Here is a 26,187-nt window from a genome sequence, read left to right on the forward strand (position 1 = left end):
TTTTCAGGGGGGCCGGCCGCACGTAGTCGGCCATGCCCGGCTCCCGGGGTTCCATATCGAATTTGGCACTCCGCAGCCCCACGCGCAGGTAAAAGGTGTTGGCGGGGAGTACCACCTGGCCCCGCGAGCCTATCACGGCCAGTTTCGTCCACCGCCCCGAAACGCCTCGCGGCCCGGCCGGTTCTACCCGGTACACTTCCCCCACGTCGTGACCGGCCGCAGCCATGGCCTGGCTGATCTCGGCCAGGCTCACTTCCTTTTCCCAGCGGGACCAGGGAGAGTCCTCGTCAAAGTCCGGGACCCCGCGCAGGTAGGGAATAGGTAACGCCCAAACGTTTTCCACGTTCTCGGTATGGCCACCCGAGGAGGCGTGATAGAACGTGCGGGCCAGACCACCCTGGTACGTGAGCACCTGCCCGCGGGTGGCATCCACCGCGGCATTGGAATTGGGATCCTCCACCCCTATCCCGCGGTAAGCCTGGTGCGCCGGAGTATCCAGAAGGTCGTATCCGGACCCGGGGCCGCTACCCCCCAGACGCCCCACCGCATATGTACGGGCAGCAACAGCCTGGGCTTTGAGTGCCTCCAGGGGCCAGGAGGGAGACATCTCTATCCCCACCACGCCGTACAGATATTCCTCCAGGGGGAGGACATTGACCGCCGTCAGCCCGTTACCGTCCCGGTAAATCTCGATCTCTCCCCGGTAGCGGTACCCCTTGCACCAGAGAAATCCGGCTTCGGGGATGGCAGGTCCCCTTTCCAGGCCCATTCCGGGTGGGAGGGACACGGGACCCCCTCCCAGGGAGACCGACGCCTGGTCCACGGGGGGAGCACCCACCACCTTCACGCGCAGGGGTCCCGAGAATATCCCCATGGGGATCGGGTCGCCCAGTATGTCCTTCTGGCCCGGAGGAGCGGGTATCCTGACGGGATACAGCATGACTCTGATCCCCTGGGGAACCGGGGTCATTTCCCAGACCCAGCCCGTCTCCGTCCGCCCCACGCAACCTCCCGATGCCAGATTCCAGAGTTCATGCTGCCCCCGCCCGGTAACCCGCACCTGGGGCTGCGCTACCAGCAGGGCTACCCTCACCGTGCGGGACATGCGGTCCTGGGCCAATACCCCCGTATGGGTCAGGGGCGCCACAACTGCCAGCACAAGAACAAGGGTTGCTACCAACGCTGCTGCGGCCCGCCGCATCGTGCCCGATCCACCTCCAGCTTCCGCCCCCGCCTGTACTTCGACAGGTTTCGCCCCACATCCTCTCCCTGCTAAGAAGCGAGACGCTGGCACCGCCGTGCTCGCCCCTGGGAACAAACGGTGAGCGTGCAGGAAGTGGGACTCCGGGGAACGAAGAGGGGGAACGAAAAACTCTGGCGGGTAATGGCGGGCAGGAGTGGGATCCATGCAGCAGAACGACTTCGGGTACCTGTGCAGCTATTTCCCGGTGGAACTGGCGATGGCGGCTGGTTACCACCCGGTGCGCCTGTTGCCCGCGGGCCCTGCTCCCGCCGGGGGACTGCTACCCTCGTTTCTGTGCGCCCCCGTTCGCCACTACCTTACGTGCGCCCTGAACGGGGAATACCGGCACCTGGCCGGGGTGGGCATCACCCATGCCTGCGATGCCATGCAGTCCCTGGCCCAGGTGTGGCAGGCCACGGTCAAAGAACCACCCCTTTTCCTCCTGCACTTCCCCACCCGCCGCGATGCCGCCGCCCTGGCCCACCTCACAGCAGCGATGCGGGACCTTGGTGCCCGTCTGCCTGCCATCGTGGACGCGACCGCCCTGGCCGGAGCGGTATCCCGGGCACGGGCACGGCGGCGGCAACTGCACCACTTGCTCGAGCACCGTGCGGCCCTCGACCCGGCCACCGTGTGGAACCTGCTCACCGCCCCGTGGTGCGATAACGAGCAGCGTCCAAAACCCGACCGGCTGCAGGCGCCCGGGCAGGAGCACATACCGGCCGACGGGGGCACCGTCCGGATCGTGCTTTCAGGGAGCATCCTGTCTTCGCCCCGGCTTCTGGAAATAGTTAGGGAGTCGGGGGGAGTGGTGGTGGGAGACGACCTCTGTTCCGGAGAGCGAGGGCTCGGTCCCCTGCCGCCGGCTGAAGAAGGGGATTCGGTCCCCGGGGACGACCCCTGGACGGTGCTGGCGCGCCAGTATCTGGACATGCCTCCCTGTCCCTGCCGCCACCCGTCCCTGGAGGAACGGGTGCAGCACCTGCTCCGCCTGGCACGCGTGCGCCACGCTCAGGGCGTGATCCTCCTGCGGGAGAAATTCTGCGAACCCCACCGGTGGGAAAACCACGCCGTCTCGGCCGGGCTCCGCGGGCACGGCATCCCCGTACTGGAGCTGGAGACGGAGGGAGGGACGGTGGGGGGCGAAAGGGAACTCACCCGCCTGCAGGCCTTCCTGGAGATGGTGGGCGCAGAACACGGGGCAGGCGCCCCGTAGGGAGTGGAACCGATGGATGTGCCGCACCTGGGCTGCCTCCCTGCCATGAACAGGTTGCTCACCCGGCACTACCTGGGGGCGCGCTACCGCACCCTGCTGCACCCCCTCGACCGGCCGCCCCTGGCGTGGGTCACCAGCGGCGCCCCGGTGGAGATCCTGCGCACCATGGGCATCGTCTGCGTATATCCGGAAAACTACGCTGCCCTGGTGGCCGCCCGCAAACAGGGGGCTGCCCTCTGCCAGATCGCCGAGACGGCCGGGTACTCCCAGGATCTGTGCTCGTACGCCCGCATCCACCTGGGATCGGTACTGGAGCCTCGCGCGGCTCCCCTGGGAGGGCTGCCCCGACCCGACCTGCTGGTGGCGTGCAACAACATCTGCGGCACGGTGGTCAAGTGGTACCAGGAACTCGCCCGCCTGCTGGACGTCCCCCTCTTCTTGCTCGATACTCCCTTCCTTTACGGGGGTAGCGACGCCGGGGCGATTGCCTATGCGAGACGGCAATTGGACGAGTTGGTGGCGTGGCTGGAGCAGGTCACCAGGCGGCGCCTCGACCCCCACCGCCTGCGCCGGACAGTGGCACTGGCCGCCCAGGCCACCTCCCTGTGGGAAGAAATCCGGCAGATGGGCCGCTACCGCCCCTCCCCCCTCAACGTCCCCGACCTCTTCATAACCATGGGTCCCGTGGTCACGGTGCGGGGAACCCCTCAGGCGGTGGCGTTCTACCGCACCCTGCGAGCAGAACTGCAGGAACGGGTGCGGCAGGGGGTAGCCGCCGTACCCGGCGAAAAGCTGCGCCTCGTGTGGGACAACATCGCCATCTGGTACCGGCTGTACCGTTTCTTCCGGCCATTCACGGAACGGGGTGCCTGCTTCGTGGCAGACACCTACACAGCCGGCTGGAGCGTACGCCTGGGGGATGACGATCCGCTCACCGCCCTGGCGCGCGCTTACACTACCGTCTTCCTCAACCAGGACGTGGGCACCCGCGCCCACCAGATCGAGGAAATGGTGAGGACGTACGGGGTGGACGCGGTGGTGATGCACCACAACCGCTCATGCAAGCCCTATTCCGGCATTCAGCCCGTCCTGGCGCGCGCGCTCACGGCGCGCGGCATCCCCGTGCTCATGGTGGAGGCAGACATGGCCGACCCCCGCGCATACGCGGAAGAGGCTACCCGCAACCGCGTGGAAGCATTCCTGGAAAGGCTCAGCGGATGATCACCGGAGTACCGGCCGGGATGTGGCGGTAAAACCACTCCGCATCTTCCAGGGAAAGGCGTACGCATCCGTGGGAAGCTGGTTGTCCCAGGCGGGCCGCTTCCTCCTCCAGGATGCGCCCCTGCCGGTCCATGGGCACCGAGTGGAACAGATACTCCCCCCAGTTGTGGAAGGAAACCCACCACTTGCCCCCCTGCTTGTACTTCTCACTGAAAAACCATTCGCCCCGGTGCTGGATCTTAAACTCTCCCAGCGGGGTGGGCTTGTCCCCGGTACCGGTGGAGCACACCATGGTGCGCACCAGCTCTTGCCCCCGGTACACGTGGACCCTCTGGGTGGCCACGTCCACCAGCACCATCCACCCGCCCTCGGGGTCAACCACGCCCCCTCCCCCGGCCGGATCGTCACCGAGGTGAGTCCCTGCCCCGGGCCCGGGTTGACCCCCGCCGGGATCAGCATTCCCCCCAGATCCGGCCTCACCGTCGCCGGCCGGGAGACCTCCTGACCCGTCGCCCGCAGGTAACCCTCCCTGCCCGTCCAGGAAAGAGAGCGCAGGTCCGGTCCCCGCCGCCCAGGCCACCCAGGCGGCCAGGGTCAGGACCGCCAGGAACACGGATACCAATTGTCTTGGCACCTCTCCCACCTTGCTCCGGGCTGTCTACCTGCCCTCCGTCTTGCCCTTCTCAGCCGGCTTTTCTTTGTCCTTGCCAGCCGGTGGGAGGAACTTCTTCATGAGACCGGGCAGCTCCTTTTCCACCCCGGATTTCCCCCACACCTTCTCCAACAGTTCGCTCGGGGAAACGGCCGGTCCCGGCCCGGCCCCCGCATGGCCCGGCGGGGTGAGCTTGCCCCCGGGGGGACTCCCGACGCCCCCGGGTCCAGCCGGTGTCAGTTGGGATCGCCCTTGTCCGCGGTCATCCCGTCCGGAAGCGGCACCCGGTTTTTCGTCTGGCCTGGTTCCGGATTCCTCCCCGGATTTGCCCTCTTTCACCTGGCGTCCCCAGGCCTGGCGCAGCACCTGAACTACCGGGCCCTCACGCAACTGTTCCAGGGTGACTTCCATCCCCGCCTCCCGGGCGGCCAGGTAAAGGGCCAGGCGACCCGGCGACACGTTCAGGCGTATGGCTTCCTCCCGCACTTCCGGTGCTGCCGCCAGCCCCTTGACCACCACCTGCAGCCCGCGTTCCCGCAACACCCGGGTGGCGACCGTCACCGCCTCGTCCCGCACGCGGACGGGATCCACCACCGGCTGCCTGGCTCCGGTGGGAGAAAGTCTCGATTCCGGTGGGCGCTGCTCCGGCCCCGCGCCCGGCCTTCCGGCGACAGGTTCGCCGGGGGCTGCCTCGCCTTGGGGTGCCGCCAGCAGGGAAGGGCCCCCTACGGGTACGACCGTGACCAGCACCGCCCCCGAGTCCCCGCTGCGCAAATAACCATGCTCGACTGCGCGCAGGGTCAGGTCCGAGAGCACCTTCTCCAGGCTGCGGCGCCGGTAGCGGAGCCCTGCCAGCACTTTCTCCCCATCGGCATTGAGCGCGCGAGCCACACACACCCTCTCGCGGGCATCTATCCCAAGTTCCAGGCTGGGGTTGATGTCCACCGACACATATGCCACCACCGGGCCCAGGGCCCAGTAACGCTGGTAGGCCAGTCCGCCGGGAACCAGGAGCAAAAGGAGCACGCAGGCCAGGACCAGGGCCGGCCGCAGGTAGGCAGACGGCTCCCGACCCCAGGACACTTCTTCCCCGGGCCACCATCCTCGCCGGGGAACGCGCACGCGCAGGAACTGGCCATCGGGCGTGAGCACGATGGCCATCTCCCCCTGTATCTCCAGTACGACCCCCCGTTTCACTCCCCTATCCCCTTCGCTCCTCACGGGCGCAGGCTGTCCCGCAGGTAATCCCGCAGGTAAGGGAAATCTTCCAGTAACACCACGGTCAGGGCCAGGATATACTTGCGGTTGCGTTCCAGCATCTTGCGTCCCAGCCCCAGGTTCGCCTCCAGTTCCCGTACCGGCAACTCGCCCCGGGCCAGCACCTGCCGGCCCAGGAGAGGATGCGCGGCGAGGTACTGGGCCGCCCGGAGGGCCCGCTGACGGGCGTCCCGGTGCCGGGGGGAAAGCCGGACCAAATCCGCCAGGCTCAACCCCAACTCTTTCAGCCTCGCCCCGAACCGCGCCACCTCTTCCCGCCTCTCCCAGCTCTCCACGTAGGCCTGGTGCGCCGCCCGCGCTGCCTCCACCTCTGCGAGCGAATAGGTGCTCCCCTCTTCGTCTTCTTCCTCCAGGGCCGAGAGCGGGATCTCCCGGGCCCCCCGCACCTGGCGCCGGTAGTGGTCAATCAGCCGGCGCCTGATCACCATCTCACAGAAACTGAGGAACCCCACCCCGTGATCGGGTCGATAGCTGTCGATGGCCTCGTTGAAGGCCACCAGGGCTACGGACGCCTCGTCGCTGGAACCCGTCACGAACCTTCCCCGCACCCGGGCCGCCACGCGCAGTACGAAGGGCCGGTAGTCCCGCAGGAGGAGTTCCCGGGCACCCGAGTCCCCGGCCTGAGCACGCGCCACCAGGTGGTCAGGGCTGGGACGCACCTCCTACCACATCCTTTCGAGACATGTGCCCCGATTGCGTCCACACGAGCTACCGACGCCAGAACAAAAAACCCAGCAGGGTGAGGAGAAGGCTGAGCAAGATGCTGGTCATCAGGGGAAAGTAGAGGGTGAACCCATCACGCCGGATTATAATGTCACCCGGCAGCCTGCCCAGGGGCAGGATACGGGTCCCGAAGGTGATGATGAGCCCGAGGCCCACCAGCACCAGTCCGAAGACGAGCAGCATGCGCCCGAAGTATTCCAAAACCTTAACCCCCCTTCTGCCCGCCCCTGTAGTATCTCTCTCGCTCACTGAACACGCACCCGCAGTAACCCTGCCGGTACATGCCCAGCTCGCGAGACCGGCGCACGGCCTCTTTCCAGCCGGAGCGAAAATCGCGGTAGTAGAAGGGGATGCCCAGGGTGTCCGCCACCTCCCGGCCCACCCGGGCCACCCCCTCGTGGTTCTGGTAAGGACTCACCAGCAGGGTGGTGGAAAAGGCGTCGTACCCCTCGCACGCAGCCCGGCGAGCCACCTCGTCCAGCCTGATCCGGTAGCAGGTGGGACAGCGCCGGGCGGGATCATAGGCATAGGGCAACACGGCTTCCAGGTATTGCTTCAGGTCGTAACGGTCGTCGACCCGGAGATCCACGCCCACTGTTGCCAGATACTCCCGCAGGGTATCCAGGCGCTTCTCCCATTCTCTGTAGGGGTGGATGTTGGGATTGCAGTAGCAGGCGCTCACCTCGTGCCCTTCCTCCCTGAGCACATCGAGGGGATAAATGCTGCAGGGACCGCAGCAGGTGTGCAGAAGCAGGCGCATCGCGTGCGTCACCTTTCCGAGAAGAAATCCAACTGCCCACCTGGGGGCTCCATCCCCAGGTGGCGGTATGCCAGAGGAGTCACCATGCGCCCCCGCGGAGTGCGCTGCAGGAAACCCGCCTGAAGGAGATAGGGCTCGTACACCTCCTCGATGGTGTCCGGCTCTTCCCCAATTGCCGCCGCCAGCGTCGCCAGGCCCACCGGACCTCCTCCGTACTTAGAGATTATGGTCCGCAACATGTCCTGGTCAACCCGATCGAGCCCGGCCTCGTCCACCTCGAGAAGCTCCAAACCCTCGCGGGCCACCCGCAGGGTAATTACTCCGTCGGCCCGGACCTGGGCGTAATCCCGCAGCCGGCGCAGGAGCCGGTTGGCTACCCGCGGGGTGCCGCGCGACCGCCTGGCCACCTCGCGGGCGGCTTCCTCTTCGATCTCCACTCCCAGGATGGACGCGGCTCTCAAGACGATCTGGGTGAGTTCCCGGGGACGATAGAAGTCCAGGTGCACGATGATGCCGAATCGGTCCCGCAGGGGCGAGGTGAGCAGGCCCGCCCGGGTGGTGGCCCCCACCAGGGTGAAGCGATTCAGCCGGATGCGGTTGGTGCGGGCAGTGGGACCCTTACCCGACACCCAGTCGAACACGAAATCTTCCACGGCCGGATACAGGGTTTCTTCCGCCTTGCGGTTGAGGCGGTGGATTTCGTCTATGAAGAGGATCTCCTTTTCCTGCAGGTTGGTCAGGATGGCCACCATGTCCCCCGCCCGCTCGATCGCGGGTCCCGACGTCGCCCTGATGCCCACTCCCATTTCGGCGGCCAGGATATATGCCAGCGTGGTCTTGCCCAGACCCGGGGGTCCGTAAAGCAGTACGTGGTCAAGCTGCTCACCCCGGGCTCGCGACGCTTCCAGGAAGATAGCCAGGCGCTCCTTCACGCTTTCCTGCCCCACGAACTCAGCCAGGGTGCGAGGGCGCAGGCTCTGTTCGAATAATCGTTCTTCCTCCCGCACCCTCGCACTCACCAGGCGAGCGGGATAAGCATCCTCGGGCAACCGTCACTCACTCCCATATTCAGCGGGTCTCGGGCGCCTGGCGGCCCAGCCACCGCAGGGCGGCCACGATAACGTCGTCAGCGGTGGCTTCCTCGCCCAGGGTTTCCAGGGCTGCAGCTATCGCCTCGGCGGTCTCCCGATGGGAATATCCCAGGGCAGAAAGGGCGTCGCGGGCCTGATCCCGCACGGACCCGGCCTCCGTTGCCCGGCCCGCTGCCTGCCCTGCCGCGGCAAGGTGCCCGCGGGTTGCCAGGGCTGCCCCGGCCCCCTGTGCCGCGGACGACACCGCCGCTTGGGTGGCCACCTGGACCGGCACCCGATCCCTCAACTCCACCAGCAGCCGCCCCACCGTCTTCCTGCCCACCCCCGGGATACCCCCCAGCAGGGAGGCATCCTGGCGGAGCACGGCCTGCCAGAACCGCGCGGGAGGGCACCCCGACACAATGGCCAGGGCCAGCCGGGGCCCCACACCGGATACCCCTTGCAGGGTGCGGAACAACTCGCGCTCGGCCGTGGTTGAGAACCCGTACAGAGATACGTCGTCCTCTCTCACGAGCAGCTGGGTGTACAGCGTTACCATCTCGCCTGGAGACGGAAGGGCCTGCACCGTCCCGGCGGGCACCCTTACCTCGAGCCCCACCCCCCCCACCTCTACCACCGCGCGGCCTGAGCCGGCTTCCACCAGGCGTCCCTTCAGGTAGGAGATCACTGCCCCCCGACCTCCACCCGGGAAAGGGTCTGCCGGCAAAGCAAGCAGCACAGGGCCACCCCCAGGGCGTCGGCGGCGTCCTGAGGACGGGGGTGTGACTCCAGGCGCAGGGTACGGGCCACCATGTCCTGCACCTGGCTTTTGGTGGCCTTGCCATACCCCACCACCGCCATCTTCACCTGGAGGGGGGAGTATTCGTATACAGGCAGCCCGGCCTCGGCCGCCGCCAGCAGGGCTACGGCACGGGCCTGTCCCACCGCGAAGGCAGTGAGCTGGTTGCGGCAGAAGAATATCTCCTCTACCGCCACTGCGGTGGGGGCATATTCCCTGACCACCTGTCGCAGGTCCCGGTAAAGGCTGAGCAGCCGCTCCGGCAAAGGCATCCCGGCGGGAGTGCGCAGGCAACCATACCCCGCACACACCGGGGCTCCTCCTCGCTCTTCCACCACACCATACCCCAGGGCAGCCGTGCCCGGGTCAATCCCCAGCACCCGCAAAAGCAATCCCCTTTGGCGGGTTTCGACGGTAAGCGCGCCCAATCCTGCCCCGCAGCATGCGGGCTTCAGTCTCCCAGCCCTTCCAGGAAGCGGGCCACCTGATCGTCTCCCTCCATCACCATCCCCTGCTGGAGCAACTGGCGGTCCTCGGGCAGGAGGCTTTCGGAGCGCACGGTAGTCAACTCCTTGAGCAGCAGGTGATCCCGGCTGCGTCCGTAATAGACGGCCACCTTGCCGTCAGAGATGGTCAGGAACCGGTACCTGACCATCTCCGGGCAGACAGCATCAACCTGCCGCTCCAGCTCTATCCGGGTGGGGCCGAAGGACACCAACGTCCAGCCCGGGTGGCGCGTCATGAACTCTTGCTCCGTGCAACCCACCAGTTCCGGCCACACGGGCTCCTCCTTTTCCTCCCGGTATCCGCACAGGAGGTAAGTGGTCCGGTACAGCACCCTGGCCCCTTCCAGAACTACGGGGGAGCGGTGCACGGCTCGGTCGTGCTCCCGGAAAGACGGTAAGAACACCAGGACCGTGCCCACCACCACGGCCAACACCACGATAGCTAACAAATACCATCTCGCCCCGGACAAAACCAGAACCCCCAGGCATACCTAGCTTGCCCAGGGGACCATTCTTTATGCAGGGGCCCGTTCAACCAGCGGGAGCCGCTGCTTGTGCACCGCCGTTTCAACCCGCCAGGCGGCGCATCTCCTCGGCTGCCATGTCGAAGTTGGAAAAAACCCGCTGTACGTCGTCGTGGTCCGAGAGGGCATCCATGAGCCGCAGGAGTTGCTCGGCCTCCTTGCCCGCCACCCGCACGGTGGACTGGGGCACCATGGTCACCTCAGCGACTTCCGGGTGCATCCCGCTCTCTTCCAGGGCGGCCTTCACCCGATCCAGGTCCTCGGGAGCAGTAATGACCTCGTAAGATTCCTCATCGCTCTGGAAATCCTCAGCCCCCGCTTCCAGGGCGACCGTGAGGACGGCGTCCTCGTCTCCTACCTTGCGATCCAGGGATATATAGCCCCGCTTGCGGAACATCCAGCTCACGCATCCGGTTTCCCCCAGGCTTCCCCCGTGGCGGGAAAACAAATAGCGCAGTTCGCTGGCGGTGCGGTTACGGTTATCGGTGACCACCTCCAGCATGATGGCCACACCGCCGGGACCGTAACCCTCGTAGGTCAGTTCCTCATAGCTCACACCCTCGAGTTCCCCGGTTCCCCTCTTGATGAGCCGCGCGATGTTCTCGGCAGGCATGTTGGCGTCGCGGGCCTTCTCCACCGCCATCCGCAGCCGGGGGTTGGTGTCCACGTTGCCGCCGCCCTGACGCGCGGCCACGATGATTTCCCGCGCCAGCTTGGAGAACAGGTTGCCTCGCTCGGCATCCTTCTTGGCCTTGGTGTGCTTGATGTTGGCCCACTTGCTGTGACCAGACATGCCCTCACCTCGCCGCCATCAGTAATCTACTTTCTGGACGACACCCACTACGCCATACCGGCTGCGCACCAGCCAGTGGACGATCACCAGTTGTCCCCCTGCTCTGTGCACCACGTGCCACCGGCGCACACGACCGCGTCCGGTCCGGTGACGGGAGCGCGATCCCCGTTGCATGTTCATTCCCCCTTTTGCCCGGAACAGTAGGGACACCCGGGATCAACGTGACACTTCACCTGCCTGAAGCGTCCGGTCATTCCATCCAGGAAAAGGTACCGTCGTGACAACGGCTCTCCCAGGCCAAGCAGCACCTTGATGGCTTCGGTGGCCTGCAATATCCCCACGGCCCCTGCCACCAGAGACCCCAGCCCCTCGGTGAGCACGCCGTCGGAGTCGTCCGGGAAGACGCAGTTCCAGCATGGACCTTCCCCGGGCACCATGGTGAACGCATGGCCTTCCCACCCCCGTACCGCCGCACCCACCAGGGGCTTCCCTTGGGCAAGGCACAGCCGGTTAAGTTCCTGCCGCCACCGGGCCGAGCGCACGCACCCCACGACTACGTCGTACCTGGCCACCAGGTCTGCCATGCTCGCCTGCAGGTACTCCTCGACCCTGACGGCCGGATTCAGCGCCTGCAGCCGCCGCGGGGCGGCCCCGGCCAGGGCCGACTCCTCACCGCAGGACGAGTAATGCACAAAATCCAGCCCTTCCCCATCTTCCGGTTCCACCAGGCCCAACCGGCCCACGCCCGCCGCCGCCAGGTACAGGGAAGCGGCCATCCCCTGGCGACCCAAACCTACCAACAGGGCCGAAGCGTGCAGGAGGCGCACCTGGCCCTCCACCCCGAACCCGGGCAGAAGCAGGTGCCGGCTGTATCTCCTGAGGTCTTCTGCGGTGAGCTGTCCGGTCATTGACATCCTCCGGTCGCATTTTGCCGTGGACCCCCGCCCCCTCGCCGCTCCTGCCTCCCCAAACCACAGCAGCCTCAGAAGGCCCCGTAGTCATCCGCCAGCCCAGTGATCCGGGGTCCATCCCCACATACCGGGCAACGGGGGTCACGGGTCAGGGCCACTTCGTCCCAGGTCATGAGGCGGGCATCGTAAAGCAACAGCCTGCCCCGGTACGTTTCCCCTGCCCCCGTGAGGTAGCGGACCACGTCCATCGCCTGTAGGCACCCGATCAGCCCCGGCACCGGCCCGAATACCCCCGCTTCCCGGCAGGTGGGCACCGACCCCGGGGGCGGGGGTTCCGGGAACAGGCAGCGCAGGCACGGTCCCTGTCCCGGGAAGAAGAGGCTGGTCTGCCCTTCGAAACGAAATACCGCTCCGTAAGACAGGGGCTTCCCCAGCAGGTAGCAGGCGTCGTTCAGGAGGTACCGGGTGGCGAAGTTGTCACAGGCATCGACCACCACGTCGTACGGTGCCAGGACAGATTGAGCGTTTTCCCGCGTCAGCCGCACGGGGTAGATATCGATCCGGAGATCGGGTCGCAAGCTGCTCAGCTTATCGGCGGCCGACTCCACCTTGGGTCGTCCCAGGTCGGGTGTGGAGTGGATCACCTGCCGCTGCAGGTTGGACAGCTCCACAGCATCCCCATCCACCAGCCCAAGCCTGCCGATACCAGCCAGGGCCAGGTACAGACTGGAAGCAGAACCGAGGCCGCCGGCCCCTACCACCACTGCTGAAGCCTGCCGGAGGTATCCGTGCATCCCTACCTCCTGACAGCACGTCCGTGCCGTGCTCTATCGTAGCAATGTGCAACAGGCCTGTCAACGCACTCCGGACGGAACGGGCGGGACATAAAGCATTCCCGCCGGCACTTCCCCGACAATCACGGCCTGGGCCACGGGAACCGAGCAGGTGGTTTCCACCCAGCGACTCCAGAAGGGCGTTGCCACCGTTACCCCCAGGATCACCTGCAGGTACAGGGCATACCGGGTTTGGTTGATCCCCGCCCCCTCGAAGCTGTCCCGAAAGTCCACCCGCGCCGTCCCCACCGGGACCACGCGCACCGGGAGGCGGGGTCCCCACCCCGCCCAAAGGCCGTTTCCCAGCACCTGCCCCAGCGGAATATGCAACAACCACTGGTCCTGGCGGCGCATCTCTTCCTGCAGGGTGGCCAGTACCCGGGCCGCCATGCGCTGCAACAGAGCGGTATCGGGTTGGACATACCGCACCTGACCCTGATCCCCGGGTTGTACCCGGATAAGGGTCTGGTCCGAGAATTCCGCCATGGCCTGATCCAGGGCCCGGTAGACGGCCTGGTTGGCCAGCAGGACGGCCTCTCCTTCCGCGCGCGCCCAGAGGGACGGCATCACCCGCTGCGCGGCCACCCAACCAGCCAGGGCCAGGACCACCAGCAAGCTCCCCGCTATACCAAACCAGGCCCGGCTGCGCCGGGAAGCACGCCCCCTTCTTCCCGTTCCGCCCGGGATCCCGGCCGCCAGACGCCACTTGGGATACAGGAGAGAACGATACCACCAGCCCCGGAGACTCACGCTGTCATCCTCGCCAGCCAGCTTATGCCGGGCCGGCGGCCCGGGTGCCGTTACGGAGTCCAGCGCACCCGCACGAATCGTCGCCAGCCCACCTGGAGGATGCTACCGTCGGGGGCTTCGAGGGAGGCTTGCGGGTCTGTCACCTGTAGCCCGTTGAGGCGTACCCCCCCTTGCTCGATCAGGCGCCGGGCCTCGCTGTGCGAAGAGGCCAGTCCCGCCAGCACCAGCAATCGGGGCAGCCACACCAGCACGGGGGCGTCGGGGAGGGACCCGGGCATCTCAGGCACCCCGGCCTCCCGGAGGGAAATGGTCTTCTCGGGGACGTCGGCGGGGATCTCCCGGCGGGAGAACACACGCACGAAGCGCTCCTCGGCTGCCTCCGCCGCCCCGGTCCCGTGGTAGATGGTGACGATTTCGCGGGCCAGGCGCATCTTGGCCTCGCGGGGATTTAGTTGACCTGCCTCCATGTCGCGGGCCATAGCCCTGATCTCGGCCATGGGAACATCGGTGCAAAGTTCAAAGTAAGAAGGGAGCAGGCTGTCGGGAACCGACATCACCTTGCCGTACATCTGGTCGGGAGGTTCGGTGATGCCGATGTAATTGCCCAGGGACTTGGACATTTTCTGGACCCCGTCCAGCCCGACCAGGAGGGGCATGGTGAGCACCACCTGGGCCCCCAGGCCGTATTCCCGCATCACCTCCCGGGTAAGCAGGAAGTTGAAGGTCTGGTCAGTTCCCCCCAGTTCCACGTCGGTACGGGTGGCAATGGAATCGTAGGCCTGCGCCAGGGGGTAGAGGAACTCGTGTACGCTGATGGGCCGACCTTCCCGGAAGCGAGCGGCAAACTCGTCCCGCTCCAGCATGCGGGCCACCGTGTAGCGGGAGCAGAGTTCCACCACCTGGTAGAAGTTGAGCTTTCCCAGCCAGTGGGAGTTGAAGAGGATCTCGGTACGCTCCCGGTCCAGGATGCGGTAAACCTGTTCCTCGTAGGTGCGAGCGTTGGCGCGCACCTGCTCCTCGGTGAGGGGCTTGCGGGTCTCCGACCGCCCGGAGGGATCCCCGATGCGCCCGGTGAAATCCCCGATGATAAACATCACCAGGTGTCCCATATCCTGGAACTGGCGCAGCTTCCGCAGCACCACCGCGTGCCCCAGGTGGATGTCGGGGGCGCTGGGGTCGGCCCCCAGCTTGACCCGCAGAGGACGCCCGGTTTCCCGGGCCTCCTGGAGCTTGTGCTCCAGTTCCTCGGGCGACCACACCCCCACCGTACCCCGTAACAGCATCTCCATTTGCGCACGGATCTCGCTCAAACCTTCCCACTCCCCGTTCCCTACCTCGCGCCATTGTACCACGTGCTTGTCCCCCTGGCCAGGGGATGCGTACGCCGCGGACCAAGAAGACACCCGAACAGTGCCGTTGCGAGAATAGTAACTGCAGAGGCATTTACGTGAAACGTGTATCAATATGGCATCAAACCTGGAAAAAACCCGGAAGGAGGCGGACCACCCGGTGACGAAGAACAGGTACCGGAAGGAGGCATGGCTGCGTGCGTGCTGTGGTCAGGGTAGGCGTGGCCCTGTTTATCCTCGTCCTGGCCCTTACCCTGGGTGTGGGGGTCGGGTTCCTGGCCGCCGGCATCTACCGGGTTCGGCCCGTCCTGGCCGCCATGGAGCCGGATCCGGCCCTGTCCAGCCTGATTTATGACGCCAGCGGCAACCTGGTGACAGCCATACCGGGGCGGGAAAAGCGCATCTACGTGGACCTCAAGGATATCCCGCAACACGTGCAGGAGGCCTTCTTGGCCGCCGAGGATGCCCGCTTCCGCTACCATGCGGGAGTGGATTTCCGGGCCATCGCGCGCGCCCTCTGGGAGGACATCGCTTCCGGCCGCATTGCCCAGGGCGGCAGCACCATCACTCAGCAACTTGCCCGCAATGCCTTCCTGACCCAGGAACGTACGCTGAGCCGGAAAGTCCAGGAGGCCATCCTGGCCGTCATGCTGGAACGGGAGTACACCAAGGACCAGATCCTGGAGATGTATTTGAACCAGATATTCCTCGGCCACGGCGTCTACGGGGTGCAGGCAGCCGCTCAGCTCTACTTCGGGAAGGATGCCCGTGACCTCACGGTGGCAGAAGGAGCCATGCTGGCGGGCATCACGAGAGCTCCCAGTGTTTACTCTCCCTACGTGAACTTCTCCCTGGCCAAGCAGATGCAGTCGGTGGTACTGGACCAGATGGTCAAGTACGGGTTCCTCGACCGCGCCCTGGCAGACAAGGCGGCCGCCCAGCCCATCAAGCTGGTGGGTCTGGCTAACGCCCAGGCGTACCCGGCTCCCTGGTTCGTAGACTACGTGCTGGAATACCTGCTGGCCCGCTACCCGGCCGATCTGGTGTTCCACGGTGGCCTCAAAGTGTACACCACCCTGGACACCCGTATCCAGAAGGCAGCCGAGCAGGCCGTCAAGCTGCTGGACCGCCCCTTCCCTCTCAAGGAAGACCAGCCCTCGGTCCAAGCGGCCGTGGTGGTCATGGATACGGAAACGGGGTACTTGCGGGCCATCGTGGGCGGCCGCGACCATCGTAAGCTACGCGCATTTAACCGCATCCTGGCCAAGAGACAGCCCGGTTCGGCGTTCAAGCCCATCATCGATTATGCCGCCGCCTTCGAGGCCGGCTGGGGAACGGGGATGCTGGTGGACGATGCCCCCGCCGCCTGGCCGGACCCGTACTCTCCAGACGGCTTCTTTCGACCCAACAACTACGACTCCAAGTTTGAGGGGCTCATGACCGTGCGGCGGGCGCTGGAAGAGTCCCGCAACGTGCCCGCGGTGAAGGTACTCGACGCCATCGGTGTTAGGGCAGGAGTGGAGATGGCCCAGAGGCTGGGGATCACCACCCTGGTCACCTCCGGCAAACACAATGACATGGGCCTGGCCACGGCCCTGGGCGGGGTGACGGAAGGAGTGCGGCCGCTGGACATGGCCGTGGCATTCGCCGCCTTCGCCAACGGAGGGGTAAGGGTGCAGCCCCTGGCCGTGCTCAAGGTCGTGGACAGGGATGGCAACGTGCTCGAGCAGTCCCAGCCCCAGCGTCAGGTGGTGATCTCCCGGGAAACGGCGTACATGATGACCGACTGCCTGAAGGGGGTGATGACCAAACCGTGGGGAACGGGCCGGGCGGCGGCCATCGGACGGCCAGCCGCGGGCAAGACGGGAACGACCAGCGACTGGCGGGATGCCTGGTTCGTCGGGTACACGCCCCAACTCGTGACCGCGGTGTGGATGGGTTATGACGAGGACAAAACCATGCCTCCGGGCACCACCGGGGGCGGGTACCCCGCCCGCATCTGGAAGGAAGTCATGACCGAGGCCACCCGGAACCTGCCCCCCCTCGATTGGGAAAAGCCCGCAGGCCTGGTATCCCTTCCCGTATGCAACAAATCGGGCAAGCTGCCTTCGCCCCTTTGCCCCGACGACCAGGTGACCCAAGAGCTCTTCCACCGGGGTACAGAGCCCACGGGCATTTGTGATGTGCACGTACTGGTCACGATTTGCCCCGAAAGTGGCTTGCTGGCCACCCCGTTCTGCCCCAACCCGCAGGAGAAGGTGATGATCCGGCGCCCCCAGGTCTACCCCGCCGATCCCAAGGGAAGAGTGCCACTCGACGCCGCAGAAGAGGCGCCCCGGGAGTACTGCGGGGTTCATGCTTCCGGTGGACCAGTCCTTCCCGGAAGCCGTCCTTCCGTTCTTCCTCCTCCGGCTTCTCCTCCGTGAAGGCTTTCCGCGCGTTCCCGCAGGGAGATGCTACGCCATGAGTGTAAGCGATCCCAAGATCTCTGCTCTGGCTACCGTGGGGGAACTTGCTGCTACTCTGGTACATGAAATAAAGGGGCCCCTCGCCGTCGCGGACGGTTACATACAACTCCTGCACAACCAGATCCATGATGTAAGGTGCCGGGACATTTGCCAGAAGGTGAGGAGTCAACTGGAACACATTGACCACCTCGTCCAGGGACTTCTGTTCCTGGCCCGCTCCCAACGACCCAACTGGCGACTGTGCCGGGCCGACGAGATCGTCAAGAATGCCATCAGCCTGATCCAGGCCACGGCCCTTGCCCGCGGTGTGGAGATCCGCGTCACCGGGCTGGCCCGCGCCCCCGAGATCTGCGCCGACGCCGGTCAGATGACCCACGTCATCCTGAACCTCGTGCTCAACGCCCTGGAAGCTATGCCTTCCGGGGGCACCGTCTGGGTGCGCCTGCGTTGCCTGCCGTCGTCCCGCGGGCTCGTCATCACCGTCGCGGATAACGGGCCGGGGATCCCGCACGAGATCAGGAGCAGGCTGTTCCAACCCTTCGTGACCACCAAAGAAGGAGGGACCGGGCTGGGACTGACCATCTGCCGCAATATCGTCAGCCAGCACGGCGGCAACATCCGCATCCGCAGCGGCAAGAGGGGGACCATCGTACAGGTCAGCCTGCCCCCGGCAGATACCCGCCTGGTGGCCCCCGAGCGCTCGGCGGCGCCCGTCGCCAGTTGCTGAACGGGGGCTCGCCTCCGGGTTCGCAGGCGATGGCGGGGGGAACATTGCATCCCGCGGACAAGCAGGGCTGGCCGGGAGTATCGGTGATCATACCGGTGGCCCCCTGCTCGGCAGACCCCGCCGGGCGTGGGAAACTGCCTGCGGTCCAGAGCATGAAGCGGCAGCAATACCCGGGGCCCCTGGAAGTGATCGTCGCCAGTGCCCTACTGCCGCCCGACAACCCCGCACCCGCGGCGGGCTATCCGGCCGCGGCCGAGCCCGATGCCAGCGGCGGGCCGCCCGCGAGCGCTACGGACAAGGTGCGCAACCTCTGGACCGGGGTCAAGCGGGCTCGTCACCGCATCCTCGTCTTCTGCGACGCCGACGTGGAAGTGCCATCCACCCTCCTGCGCGAACTCGTACAGGCCTTGTCCCAACCGGAGGCGGGACTCTCCTACGCGCTACCTTGCTGGACGGGGGCGCGATCGGGAGGTCCCCTCCTCCTTCAGGCCTGGGCAAACGCCCAGGTGGGTGCCTTCCTGCTCCCCATCGCCAGGTACGCCCGGCGACGACCGGTCACCGGAGCCCTGGTGGTCATCCCCCGGCAAGTGCTGGAGGAGATAGGCGGCGTGGCGGCCCTCGCTGGCTACCTGGCAGACGATGCCCGTCTGGGGGACCTGGTACAGACCGCGGGGTACCGGGCCATCCCTTGCGGTTGGGTCCGGGTGGCGAGCGGGAACCGGGGCTGGGGAGAGGCTCTGTCCACCTTCCTGCGCTGGCTCCTCACCCTGCGCCACCACACCCCTCTCGCTTACACCCTGTCGTATCTCACCCACTGGGTGACTGCCGGCCTCATCTGGGGCCTGTGGATGCAAGCCCGGGGAGCAAACCCCCTCTGCGCCTGGGTGCCCCTGGTGGCAGCGGCTGTGGCCCGCGTGTGGTCGGCGTCTCTTCCGGCCCGGTATGCACGTGCCCCCGATCCCTGGGTGGCCGTGCTGGCGCCCCTCGCGGATCTGGTGGCCGCGGTACTGTGGCCGGCTCCCCTCCTGGTGCGCCGGGTCACCTGGGCGGGAACCACCTTCCGCGTCCTCGGCGGGGGACGCGTCCTCCCCGTGCGCGCACCGGGTGATACAGGGACCTCGCACGCGACGAAACGAAACAGCCCCGCGGGACGTCAATAAATGGCGAGAATCCAGGAAGGGAGTCCCGACCTTGCTATCACCTCGGCGCCGCGCACTGCACGCTGGCCTGTTCCTCCTCACCGTCGTGCTCATGGCCATCTCCGTGACCCAGGCGTGGCAATTGCTTCCTCCCGGGTCTCCTCCGGCGGCACACTCGCCTGCAAACGCCACCAGCACCTCCCAGGACGGATCGAGCACCGGGGGATCCGGCGCTGGAGGCGGGCAGCCCGGCTCCGCAGGTGGTGAGCGCGGACAAGAGCAGGGAAACGCCGCGCCGGGCATGGAGGGGCCACCCGTACCGGTGCGGGCGAGGGGCATCTATGTGACCTCGCACGTAGCGGGCATGCCGGGGCGGCTCGAACAACTCACGGCCCACATCAAGGGCTCGGGGCTGAACGCCATGGTAATCGACCTTAAGGACAACTCAGGCACCGTTCCCTACCCGCTACCTGTCCCCCTCCTCAGCGAAATCAAGGCCGTCCGCCCCCGCATCGACGATCTGCCCGCCCTGGTCCGACACCTCAAATCCCAGGGGATATACCTCATCGCTCGCATAGTGGTTTTCCAGGATCCCGTGCTGGTCAACGCCCGGCCCGAGTGGGCCATTCGGGATCAGCAAGGGAAACCCTGGCGTGATCAACACGGGTGGTACTGGCTTAACCCGTACTCACGGGACGTGTGGGAATATAACGTGGATCTAGCCGAACAGGCGGTGAAGCTGGGCTTCGACGAAGTGCAGTTCGACTACGTGCGTTTCCCGGACAACCCCCAGCGGGTAGCCAGGACGGCAGTGCTGGATAACCCCGAGGGTCTCACCCGCACGGAGGCCATCCTTGCCTTCCTGCGGCTGGCCCGCGAGAGGCTGGCGGGAAAGGCCTTCCTCTCCGCCGACGTATTCGGTCTTGCCACCACCGCGGCAGACGACATGGGCATCGGCCAGGACTTCTCCGCCATCTGCCAGGTGGTGGACTACATCTCCCCCATGGTCTACCCCTCTCACTACTACAACCCCGGGATATACGGCCTGCCGGTTCCCGAGGCCGATCCCTACCAGGTGGTGAAACGGGCCCTCCAGGATGCCAAGGCCAAGGCGCGGGGTACACGGGCCATGATCCGGCCCTGGCTCCAGGACTTCAGCCTCCGCATTCCCTACGGCCGGGCGGAAGTGGAAGCACAGATCCGGGCCGCCCACGAAGAGGGAATCGACCAGTGGTTGTTGTGGAATCCCGAGAATGTCTACACTGCGGGGGTGGATTACCGGGCCGCCCAGGCCCCACAGGCCCCAGCCAACGAACTGGGAAGGGTACTCATCCTGGAATACCACCACATCGGTCCCCAGGAGGGTCGCTGGACCCGGACTCCCCAGAACTTCCGGGCCGATCTGGAACGCCTATATCGCGAAGGGTACCGGTTGATCGGCCTCACCGATTACCTGCAGGGCAGGATCTCCGTTCCCGCCGGCTTTTCCCCCGTAATCCTCACCTTCGACGACTCCTCTCCCGGCCAGTTCAGGCTCCTGGACCCCGGGCAGGAGCCGCCTCCGTCACCCCGCCGCGACGGCCCCCTCCCTCGCCCGCTTAAGGTGGGCGATCGTTACATCGACCCCGACTGCGCGGTAGGGGTTTTGCTCGACTTTTGCGCGCAGCACCCCGACTTCGGCCGGGCGGCCACCTTCTACGTCCTCTTCCCCACTCCTTTCGGACAGGCGGACTGCTGGAGGGAGAAGCTCGTCTTCCTGCACGAGATGGGGATGGAAATCGGCAACCACACCATGAGCCACGCCAGCCTGAAGAACCTCGGCCCGGACGAGATCCAGCGGGAGTTGGCCCTTCCCCAGGCCCGGGTGCAGGAGGTTTTGCCCGGTTACCTGATGACCTCCCTCGCCCTGCCCTTCGGTGAAGCACCCGCGCAACGCAACTTGCTGCTGGCCGGAGAGTATAAGGGAGCCGCCTATCGCCACCTGGGCGTCATGGTGGTGGGTGCAGAACCGGCCCCCTCGCCAGCTGCCCGGTCCTTCCGGCCCGATGCCATCCCCCGGGTGCAAGTTTTCGCGGAGGAGCTCGACAAGTGGCTGTCGTTCCTCGCCAGCCACCCCGGGGAACGATACGTCTCCGACGGTGATCCCGGGCGCCTCAGCTTTCCACCCGCCCTGGCCGAACGACTCCACCCCGAATGGGATGGGAGGGTAACACCCTCCGGGGAGAGGTGACGGGCCCAGGGCTGATAAGGTAAGATGATGGCAGGAAGGGAATCATATGGTACCGGAGGGGATGACCGGTATGGGGCGCTCCTGGTTGGTCCTTGCGCTGGGTTTGCTGGGAACTGCCCTGGCCGTGGCCTACGTGCTGTGGCCGGAACCCCCCCTCCACCCGACCGGCTACACCTACCACGTCCAGGGCGGATTTGCCGGGTTCGACCTAACTCTGGAACTGGATGCCTCTGGAGAATGGACGTACCGGGACGCCAAAGATCCCTCGCGGCACACATCGGGCCGTCTTTCTCCTCAGCAGGCCGCCGCCCTGACCCGTCTGGCCCACGAGGTGGACTGGCCCCACCTTCCCGACCGGTTCACAAGTCAACCCGCACCAGCCGACGAACTGTTCCGCACCGTGGAAGTGCGGGCCTCCGGCCGGCGGTATCGGGTCACGGTGGGTAGTGTGGCCCCCATCCCCGAGCCTTTAACGAACCTGCTCAACTTCCTCGAGGGAGTGCGCCGCGAAGCCGAGGCCAAGCTGCCCTCCCGGTTCAGCCTGGTGGCAGAAGGTCCCACCCTGTACCTGACCGGGGGGACGGGCCAGAAAATCAAGCTGCTCGAACTCGCCCAGTTGCCGGACACCTTCCGACCCCAGGGAAGTGATACCGAATTCGGGGTGGGAAAGGACAGTTTCGGACCCTGCGCCCTGTCGCCGGGTGGCACGCGGGTGGCCTGGGCCACGATGGGGCTCCATCCCCTGGTGGGGTACCTCACCGTGCGGGAACCCCGGCCCGTTCCCCTGGACCTGTACTTTGAAGGCAGCATCCAGGCCGTGTCGTGGGCTCCGCAGGACGATTACCTGGTCGTGCAGGTGCTCTCGCCCGCCGGAGGCAGTTCCCTGTACGCGTACGCCGTCCCCCGGCGTGCCCGTATACCATTCCCCGGCCGCAACCAGTTCCCTCCCTCCGGGTACCGGGTGTCCATCAGGGGCTGGAAAGACGGGCACACTCTGTTGTTCCGAGTCGAGAACCTTCCCGGCACGGCCCCCCCGGAAGCCGGGGAATGGACGTGGGATCTCAGGACCGGTAAGGTGGCCGAGGACCAACGCTGACCCCTGACGTTGTTTATCAAGTTTGGTTATGATACAATTTTTTTCGCACAACCCGGCTCGCCGCCGGGTTACTTATGTGACAGAATCGAGGTGAACGCTGTGAGGAAGCGCGTGCTATTCAGCATATTGCTGATCATGATTCCCGTCGCCATGGTCACCGCCGCGGGGGCACCGCTGGCGGCACCGGGCTGGACGGCGAATACATGGCACCCGGGGTACGAACCCCTCAAGGCGCAGATCATGGCCTGCCTGGCCGGCGATCCGGCCACCTACGGCGTGTATTTCCTTGATCTGGAGTCGGGCAAGAGCTTCGGTATCAACGCCGATCTGCCCATACCCCAGGCCAGCACGGTGAAGGTACCCATCGTGCTGTACGTGAACCATCTGGTGGCACAGGGCCGGGCAAGCTGGAGCGATCGTGTTGCCTACCAGCCTGCTACCGACCACCGTACCGGGGCCGGGGCCCTGCAGTTCTTCGCCCGGCCGGGAGACACCTACTCCCTGCGGGTGCTGTCAAACCTGGCCATCACCCTTTCCGACAACGTGGCCAAGGCCATGCTGGTCAGGCACCTGGGAGCCTCGAACATCAAGCGGTTCATGGCCTCGCTGGGTGCATCCCATCCCAACATCAACGGGGAGGAACCCACCACCGCCCGGGATATGGCCATCTACCTGCAGGCCATCCTGCGGCTGGCGCGGGAAAACCCCGAACTGGGCTGGAGAATGATCGACGACCTGTCCCACACCATCTGGCACGTGGGCCTGCCCGGACAGTTGCCGCCCGGAATTCAGGTGGCGCATAAAGAGGGCGACATCACGGGAGTATCCAACGACGTGGGCATCGTATTCTCGTCTCACCCGTACATCCTCTGCATCCTCTCGGATGGTCAGCAGGATATCGAGGCCGGGTTCAGAAAGATATCCGAGATCTCCCGGCTGGTCTACGACTACCAGGAGCAGGTCTACCGCTCCCTGGGACGGTAACTCCCGTGCAGGATGCGGAGGTGCAAGCTCTGGCATGGAAATGGCCCGGCACGAACTCAGAGACAGGATTAACGACTCCCCGTTCTACAGGCTGATGGGCATCCGCCTGGTAGAAATCGAACCGGGCCGCTCGCGGCTGGAGGCGGACGTGGGGAACCAGCACCTGAACGTATACGGCACCGCCCACGGAGGCCTGTGTGCTGCCCTGGTGGATTGCGCCGTGGGAACCGCCCTGATCGGTGACCTGGGTCAGGTGACCAGGCCCTCTCCCACCGTAGAGATGAAGATCAACTACCTGGCTCCCGTTACCGGAGGCAGGCTGGTGGCAGAAGGTCGCCTCCTGCACCGCGGACGCACCCTGGCTGTGGGTATGGCCGAGATCAGGGACGGCGAAGGGACTCTGGTGGCCGTCGGCACGGCCACCTACCTGTCCGGGGGAAAGGAACCCAACACCTTGAGGTAGGTGGCAAGTTGTCCCAGTTCGGCCAGCGCCTCTGCGAGGGCGGGATCATCCACATGGCCCTCGCAGTCCACATAGAAGATGTACTCCCAGGGACGAGCCCGGGAAGGGCGGGACTCCAGCCGGGTGAGATTGATACCGCGGCGGGCGAACGCTCCCAGGCAAGAGTACAGCGCCCCCGGCCGGTGGGCCGTTCCCATGATCAGGGTGGTCTTGGCCGGCCCGGCGAAACACAGGGGTTCCCGGCTGATGACGAAGAACCGGGTCTGGTTGTCGGGGCGATCTTCGATCCCCCTGGCCAGCACGTCCAGGCCGTATATGGAGGCCGCTCTGCTGCTGGCGATGGCCCCCGCCCCGCGCAGTCCCCGCTCCCGGATGTGACGGGCGCTCCCTGCGGTGTCAGCGGCCGCTACGGCTTCCAGCCCGTGCCGGCGCAGAAAGTTACTGCACTGGGCCAGGGCCTGGGGATGGGAGTAAACCCGCCTGATCTCTTCCAGGCGCTGACCGGGCAGGGCCAGCAGGCAGTGGCTGACGGGGAGGATCACTTCTCCCCGCACATACAGGGCGAACCCGCGCAGCAGGTCGCTGGTCTCGTTGATGGATCCGGCATAGGAGTTCTCCACCGGCACTACGCCCAGATCGGCTCTGCCCTCCTGCACGGCCCGGAAAACGTCCTCCACCGTGGCACACGCCAGCGGATGGGGATCCTCCCGCTCACCCCATCTCTCCCAATAGCGCCATATGGCTTCCTCGCTGAAAGCACCGGGTTCCCCCTGAAACGCAACTTTCACCATTTGTGGATACAAACCCCCAACCATGCGTCTGTCCGGACTTTTCCCCAGAATAGCGGGGAGTGCCCGGACTCGTCAACCGGACCGCCGCCACGTGCGGCCGTCGCCAGCCCCTGCTCCATATACTGACCGGGGAAGGAGGCGGGTACATGGACACCTTAACCCTGACCGCAACACCACTGGTGGACGCCCTGACAGAATACGCGCGCCAAGGTGTGATCAGGTTCCACATGCCCGGACACCGGGGAGGCCAAGGCTGCCCGGATGTCCTGCGGGATTGGCTGGGCGAGGCTATGCGGCTGGACGCCACCGGCGTATTGGGCCTGGACGACCTCCACCAGCCCGGCGGCGTACTGCAGATCACCCAGGAACTGGCTGCCCGGTGCTTTGGAGCCGACCATACCTTCTTCCTGGTAAACGGCACCTCGGCGGGCGTCCACGCCATGATCCTTGCCACCTGTGGCCCAGGAGACAAGATCATCGTCGCTCGCAACCTCCACAAGTCTGCCCTGGCCGGGCTGGTGCTGTCGGGTGCCCACCCCATCTATGTCCAGCCCGAACTCGACTCTGAACTGGGCATCAGCATGGGCGTGGAAGCCCACGCGGTCGCCGCCGCCCTCGAGACCCATCCCGAGGCCCGGGCCGTGCTGGTGGTCAGCCCCACCTATTACGGCGTCACCAGCGATCTGGAGGCCCTGGCCGCCCTCGCGCACAGCTATGACGTCCCCCTGCTGGTGGACGAGGCCCATGGCCCTCACTTCCGCTTTCACCCCGCTCTCCCCACCCCCGCCCTGGAGGCGGGGGCAGACGCCGCCGCCCAGGGCATCCACAAGATCCTCTCCGGCCTGACCCAGGCCTCTATGCTCCACCTGCGCGGCAACCGGGTGGACGTCACCCGCATGCAGTATGTGCTCCGGATCCTGCAGAGCACCAGCGCCTCGTATCTGCTCATGGCCTCCCTGGACGCCGCGCGCGCGCAAATGGCCAGAGAGGGCTACCGCCTGTGGGAGAAGGCTCTCCACCTGGCCGCACTGCTGCGCGAGGGAGTGGCCGCCATCCCCGGCCTGGCCACCTTCGGCCGGGAGCGCGTGGGCAGGCCCGGCGTCCACGACCTGGACCTGACCAAGGTCACCGTGCATGTCGCCGGCCTGGGTATCAACGGTCCCGAAGCCGAGCACATCCTGCGCTACCGTTACGGCATCCAGGCGGAGATGTCTGACCTGTACAACCTGCTCTTCATCGTGGGATACGGCAACACCCGTGAGGAGGTACTCTACCTCCTGGGTGCCCTGGCAGCCTTGGCCCGGGAAGCAGGCGCCTGCCACAATCCGTCGTCGGGCTCATACTCCGCCCCGGATTCCCCCACCTCCTGCGGCACACCTGATACCGTCCGGGTACCTCCTCTGCCGCCCGTACCCCCGCTCCAACTGCTCCCCCGAGAGGCCTTCTTCCGGCCCTCCCGCCCGGTGTCGCTCGAGCATGCCCGCGGTATGATCTCTGCCGAAACGGTCACCTGCTATCCGCCGGGAATACCGGTGCTGTGTCCGGGCGAACTGGTCACCCCCGAGGTTCTCGACTACCTCCTGGCGATCCGCTCCGCAGGGTTGCGCATCTCCGGTCCCGCCGATCCCGATCTCCGCTACCTGCGGGTCCTCTAACCGTGT

26 protein-coding genes and 1 pseudogene are annotated in these 26,187 nt (G+C 66.1%); 10 read left to right on the forward strand and 17 right to left on the reverse strand.

What is annotated here, in order from left to right; genetic code table 11:
* Positions 1–73: 73 nt before the first annotated feature.
* Positions 74–1,408, reverse strand: a pseudogene (locus tag AB1446_09635) (SpoIID/LytB domain-containing protein).
* Between AB1446_09635 and AB1446_09640 the strand changes: the two are divergent.
* Together AB1446_09640 and AB1446_09645 are read left to right on the forward strand one after the other, a co-directional pair.
* Positions 1,407–2,459: a 2-hydroxyacyl-CoA dehydratase family protein gene (locus AB1446_09640; protein MEW6547158.1), complete on the forward strand. Its 1,053-nt coding sequence runs from the start codon at positions 1,407–1,409 to the stop codon at positions 2,457–2,459. The pseudogene AB1446_09635 and the gene AB1446_09640 overlap by 2 nt on opposite strands.
* A 12-nt stretch (positions 2,460–2,471) precedes the next feature.
* Positions 2,472–3,680, forward strand: a complete 1,209-nt coding sequence (locus AB1446_09645) for a 2-hydroxyacyl-CoA dehydratase family protein (GenBank protein ID MEW6547159.1) — start codon at positions 2,472–2,474, stop codon at positions 3,678–3,680.
* Here the strand turns inward: AB1446_09645 and AB1446_09650 are convergent.
* The 15 genes from AB1446_09650 to tyrS all read right to left on the reverse strand — a co-directional run bounded on the left by AB1446_09650 (position 3,670) and on the right by tyrS (position 14,631).
* Positions 3,670–4,314 (reverse strand): L,D-transpeptidase, encoded by a 645-nt coding sequence (locus AB1446_09650; GenBank protein MEW6547160.1) that lies wholly within the window; start codon positions 4,312–4,314, stop codon positions 3,670–3,672. The genes AB1446_09645 and AB1446_09650 overlap by 11 nt on opposite strands.
* Positions 4,315–4,338: 24 nt before the next feature.
* On the reverse strand, positions 4,339–5,529 hold the full coding sequence (locus tag AB1446_09655; protein ID MEW6547161.1) for an anti-sigma factor domain-containing protein: 1,191 nt from the start codon (positions 5,527–5,529) through the stop codon (positions 4,339–4,341).
* Between the two features lie 20 nt (positions 5,530–5,549).
* The gene (sigI, locus tag AB1446_09660) at positions 5,550–6,269 is read right to left on the reverse strand and encodes an RNA polymerase sigma-I factor (GenBank protein ID MEW6547162.1); all 720 of its coding nucleotides are present in this window, start codon (positions 6,267–6,269) and stop codon (positions 5,550–5,552) included.
* A gap of 49 nt (positions 6,270–6,318) precedes the next feature.
* Entirely contained in the window at positions 6,319–6,534 is a 216-nt protein-coding gene (locus tag AB1446_09665; protein MEW6547163.1) for a DUF2905 domain-containing protein, read from the reverse strand.
* Positions 6,535–6,538: 4 nt separating this feature from the next.
* Positions 6,539–7,093, reverse strand: coding sequence for an epoxyqueuosine reductase QueH (locus tag AB1446_09670; GenBank protein ID MEW6547164.1), 555 nt, complete (start codon positions 7,091–7,093; stop codon positions 6,539–6,541).
* Positions 7,094–7,101: 8 nt separating this feature from the next.
* Complete coding sequence (gene ruvB, locus AB1446_09675) at positions 7,102–8,142, reverse strand: Holliday junction branch migration DNA helicase RuvB (protein MEW6547165.1); 1,041 nt, start codon at positions 8,140–8,142, stop codon at positions 7,102–7,104.
* Between the two features lie 19 nt (positions 8,143–8,161).
* Positions 8,162–8,851: a Holliday junction branch migration protein RuvA gene (gene ruvA / locus AB1446_09680; GenBank protein MEW6547166.1), complete on the reverse strand. Its 690-nt coding sequence runs from the start codon at positions 8,849–8,851 to the stop codon at positions 8,162–8,164.
* A complete protein-coding gene (ruvC, locus tag AB1446_09685; GenBank protein ID MEW6547167.1) occupies positions 8,848–9,348 on the reverse strand; it encodes a crossover junction endodeoxyribonuclease RuvC in 501 nt (166 codons plus the stop codon). Before ruvC ends, ruvA begins: the two co-directional genes overlap by 4 nt.
* A gap of 65 nt (positions 9,349–9,413) precedes the next feature.
* Entirely contained in the window at positions 9,414–9,938 is a 525-nt protein-coding gene (locus AB1446_09690) for a BofC C-terminal domain-containing protein (protein ID MEW6547168.1), read from the reverse strand.
* Between the two features lie 97 nt (positions 9,939–10,035).
* Positions 10,036–10,785 carry a YebC/PmpR family DNA-binding transcriptional regulator gene (locus AB1446_09695; GenBank protein ID MEW6547169.1) on the reverse strand — a complete coding sequence of 250 codons (750 nt, stop codon included), beginning with the start codon at positions 10,783–10,785 and terminating at the stop codon, positions 10,036–10,038.
* A gap of 18 nt (positions 10,786–10,803) precedes the next feature.
* The gene (locus AB1446_09700; GenBank protein ID MEW6547170.1) at positions 10,804–10,959 is read right to left on the reverse strand and encodes a hypothetical protein; all 156 of its coding nucleotides are present in this window, start codon (positions 10,957–10,959) and stop codon (positions 10,804–10,806) included.
* A gap of 2 nt (positions 10,960–10,961) precedes the next feature.
* Positions 10,962–11,693, reverse strand: coding sequence for a HesA/MoeB/ThiF family protein (locus tag AB1446_09705; protein MEW6547171.1), 732 nt, complete (start codon positions 11,691–11,693; stop codon positions 10,962–10,964).
* 74 nt (positions 11,694–11,767) lie between these two features.
* Complete coding sequence (locus AB1446_09710) at positions 11,768–12,490, reverse strand: HesA/MoeB/ThiF family protein (GenBank protein ID MEW6547172.1); 723 nt, start codon at positions 12,488–12,490, stop codon at positions 11,768–11,770.
* A gap of 60 nt (positions 12,491–12,550) precedes the next feature.
* Positions 12,551–13,279, reverse strand: a complete 729-nt coding sequence (gene yunB / locus AB1446_09715) for a sporulation protein YunB (GenBank protein MEW6547173.1) — start codon at positions 13,277–13,279, stop codon at positions 12,551–12,553.
* A 50-nt stretch (positions 13,280–13,329) separates the two neighbouring features.
* The gene (gene tyrS / locus AB1446_09720) at positions 13,330–14,631 is read right to left on the reverse strand and encodes a tyrosine--tRNA ligase (protein MEW6547174.1); all 1,302 of its coding nucleotides are present in this window, start codon (positions 14,629–14,631) and stop codon (positions 13,330–13,332) included.
* 194 nt (positions 14,632–14,825) lie between these two features.
* Between tyrS and AB1446_09725 the strand changes: the two genes are divergently transcribed.
* The 7 genes from AB1446_09725 to AB1446_09755 all read left to right on the forward strand — a co-directional run bounded on the left by AB1446_09725 (position 14,826) and on the right by AB1446_09755 (position 23,735).
* Positions 14,826–17,054: a penicillin-binding protein 1A gene (locus tag AB1446_09725; GenBank protein ID MEW6547175.1), complete on the forward strand. Its 2,229-nt coding sequence runs from the start codon at positions 14,826–14,828 to the stop codon at positions 17,052–17,054.
* A gap of 37 nt (positions 17,055–17,091) precedes the next feature.
* A complete protein-coding gene (locus AB1446_09730; protein MEW6547176.1) occupies positions 17,092–17,823 on the forward strand; it encodes an ATP-binding protein in 732 nt (243 codons plus the stop codon).
* A gap of 152 nt (positions 17,824–17,975) precedes the next feature.
* Positions 17,976–18,983, forward strand: coding sequence for a glycosyltransferase (locus AB1446_09735; protein MEW6547177.1), 1,008 nt, complete (start codon positions 17,976–17,978; stop codon positions 18,981–18,983).
* Between the two features lie 322 nt (positions 18,984–19,305).
* Positions 19,306–21,192, forward strand: a complete 1,887-nt coding sequence (locus AB1446_09740; protein ID MEW6547178.1) for a putative glycoside hydrolase — start codon at positions 19,306–19,308, stop codon at positions 21,190–21,192.
* A 46-nt stretch (positions 21,193–21,238) separates the two neighbouring features.
* Positions 21,239–22,288 (forward strand): hypothetical protein, encoded by a 1,050-nt coding sequence (locus AB1446_09745; GenBank protein MEW6547179.1) that lies wholly within the window; start codon positions 21,239–21,241, stop codon positions 22,286–22,288.
* A 99-nt stretch (positions 22,289–22,387) separates the two neighbouring features.
* Entirely contained in the window at positions 22,388–23,272 is an 885-nt protein-coding gene (locus tag AB1446_09750; protein MEW6547180.1) for a serine hydrolase, read from the forward strand.
* Between the two features lie 34 nt (positions 23,273–23,306).
* Positions 23,307–23,735, forward strand: a complete 429-nt coding sequence (locus AB1446_09755; protein ID MEW6547181.1) for a PaaI family thioesterase — start codon at positions 23,307–23,309, stop codon at positions 23,733–23,735.
* On the opposite strand, the gene pheA is transcribed toward AB1446_09755, so the two are convergent.
* Positions 23,696–24,526 carry a prephenate dehydratase gene (pheA, locus tag AB1446_09760; GenBank protein ID MEW6547182.1) on the reverse strand — a complete coding sequence of 277 codons (831 nt, stop codon included), beginning with the start codon at positions 24,524–24,526 and terminating at the stop codon, positions 23,696–23,698. The two genes, AB1446_09755 and pheA, sit on opposite strands and share 40 nt — an antisense overlap.
* 146 nt (positions 24,527–24,672) lie before the next feature.
* Between pheA and AB1446_09765 the strand changes: the two genes are divergently transcribed.
* On the forward strand, positions 24,673–26,181 hold the full coding sequence (locus tag AB1446_09765; protein ID MEW6547183.1) for an aminotransferase class I/II-fold pyridoxal phosphate-dependent enzyme: 1,509 nt from the start codon (positions 24,673–24,675) through the stop codon (positions 26,179–26,181).
* Positions 26,182–26,187: the final 6 nt, after the last annotated feature.

The sequence above is a fragment of the Bacillota bacterium genome (assembly GCA_040757085.1).
Taxonomy (GTDB): domain Bacteria; phylum Bacillota; class Sulfobacillia; order JACIYH01; family JACIYH01; genus JACIYH01.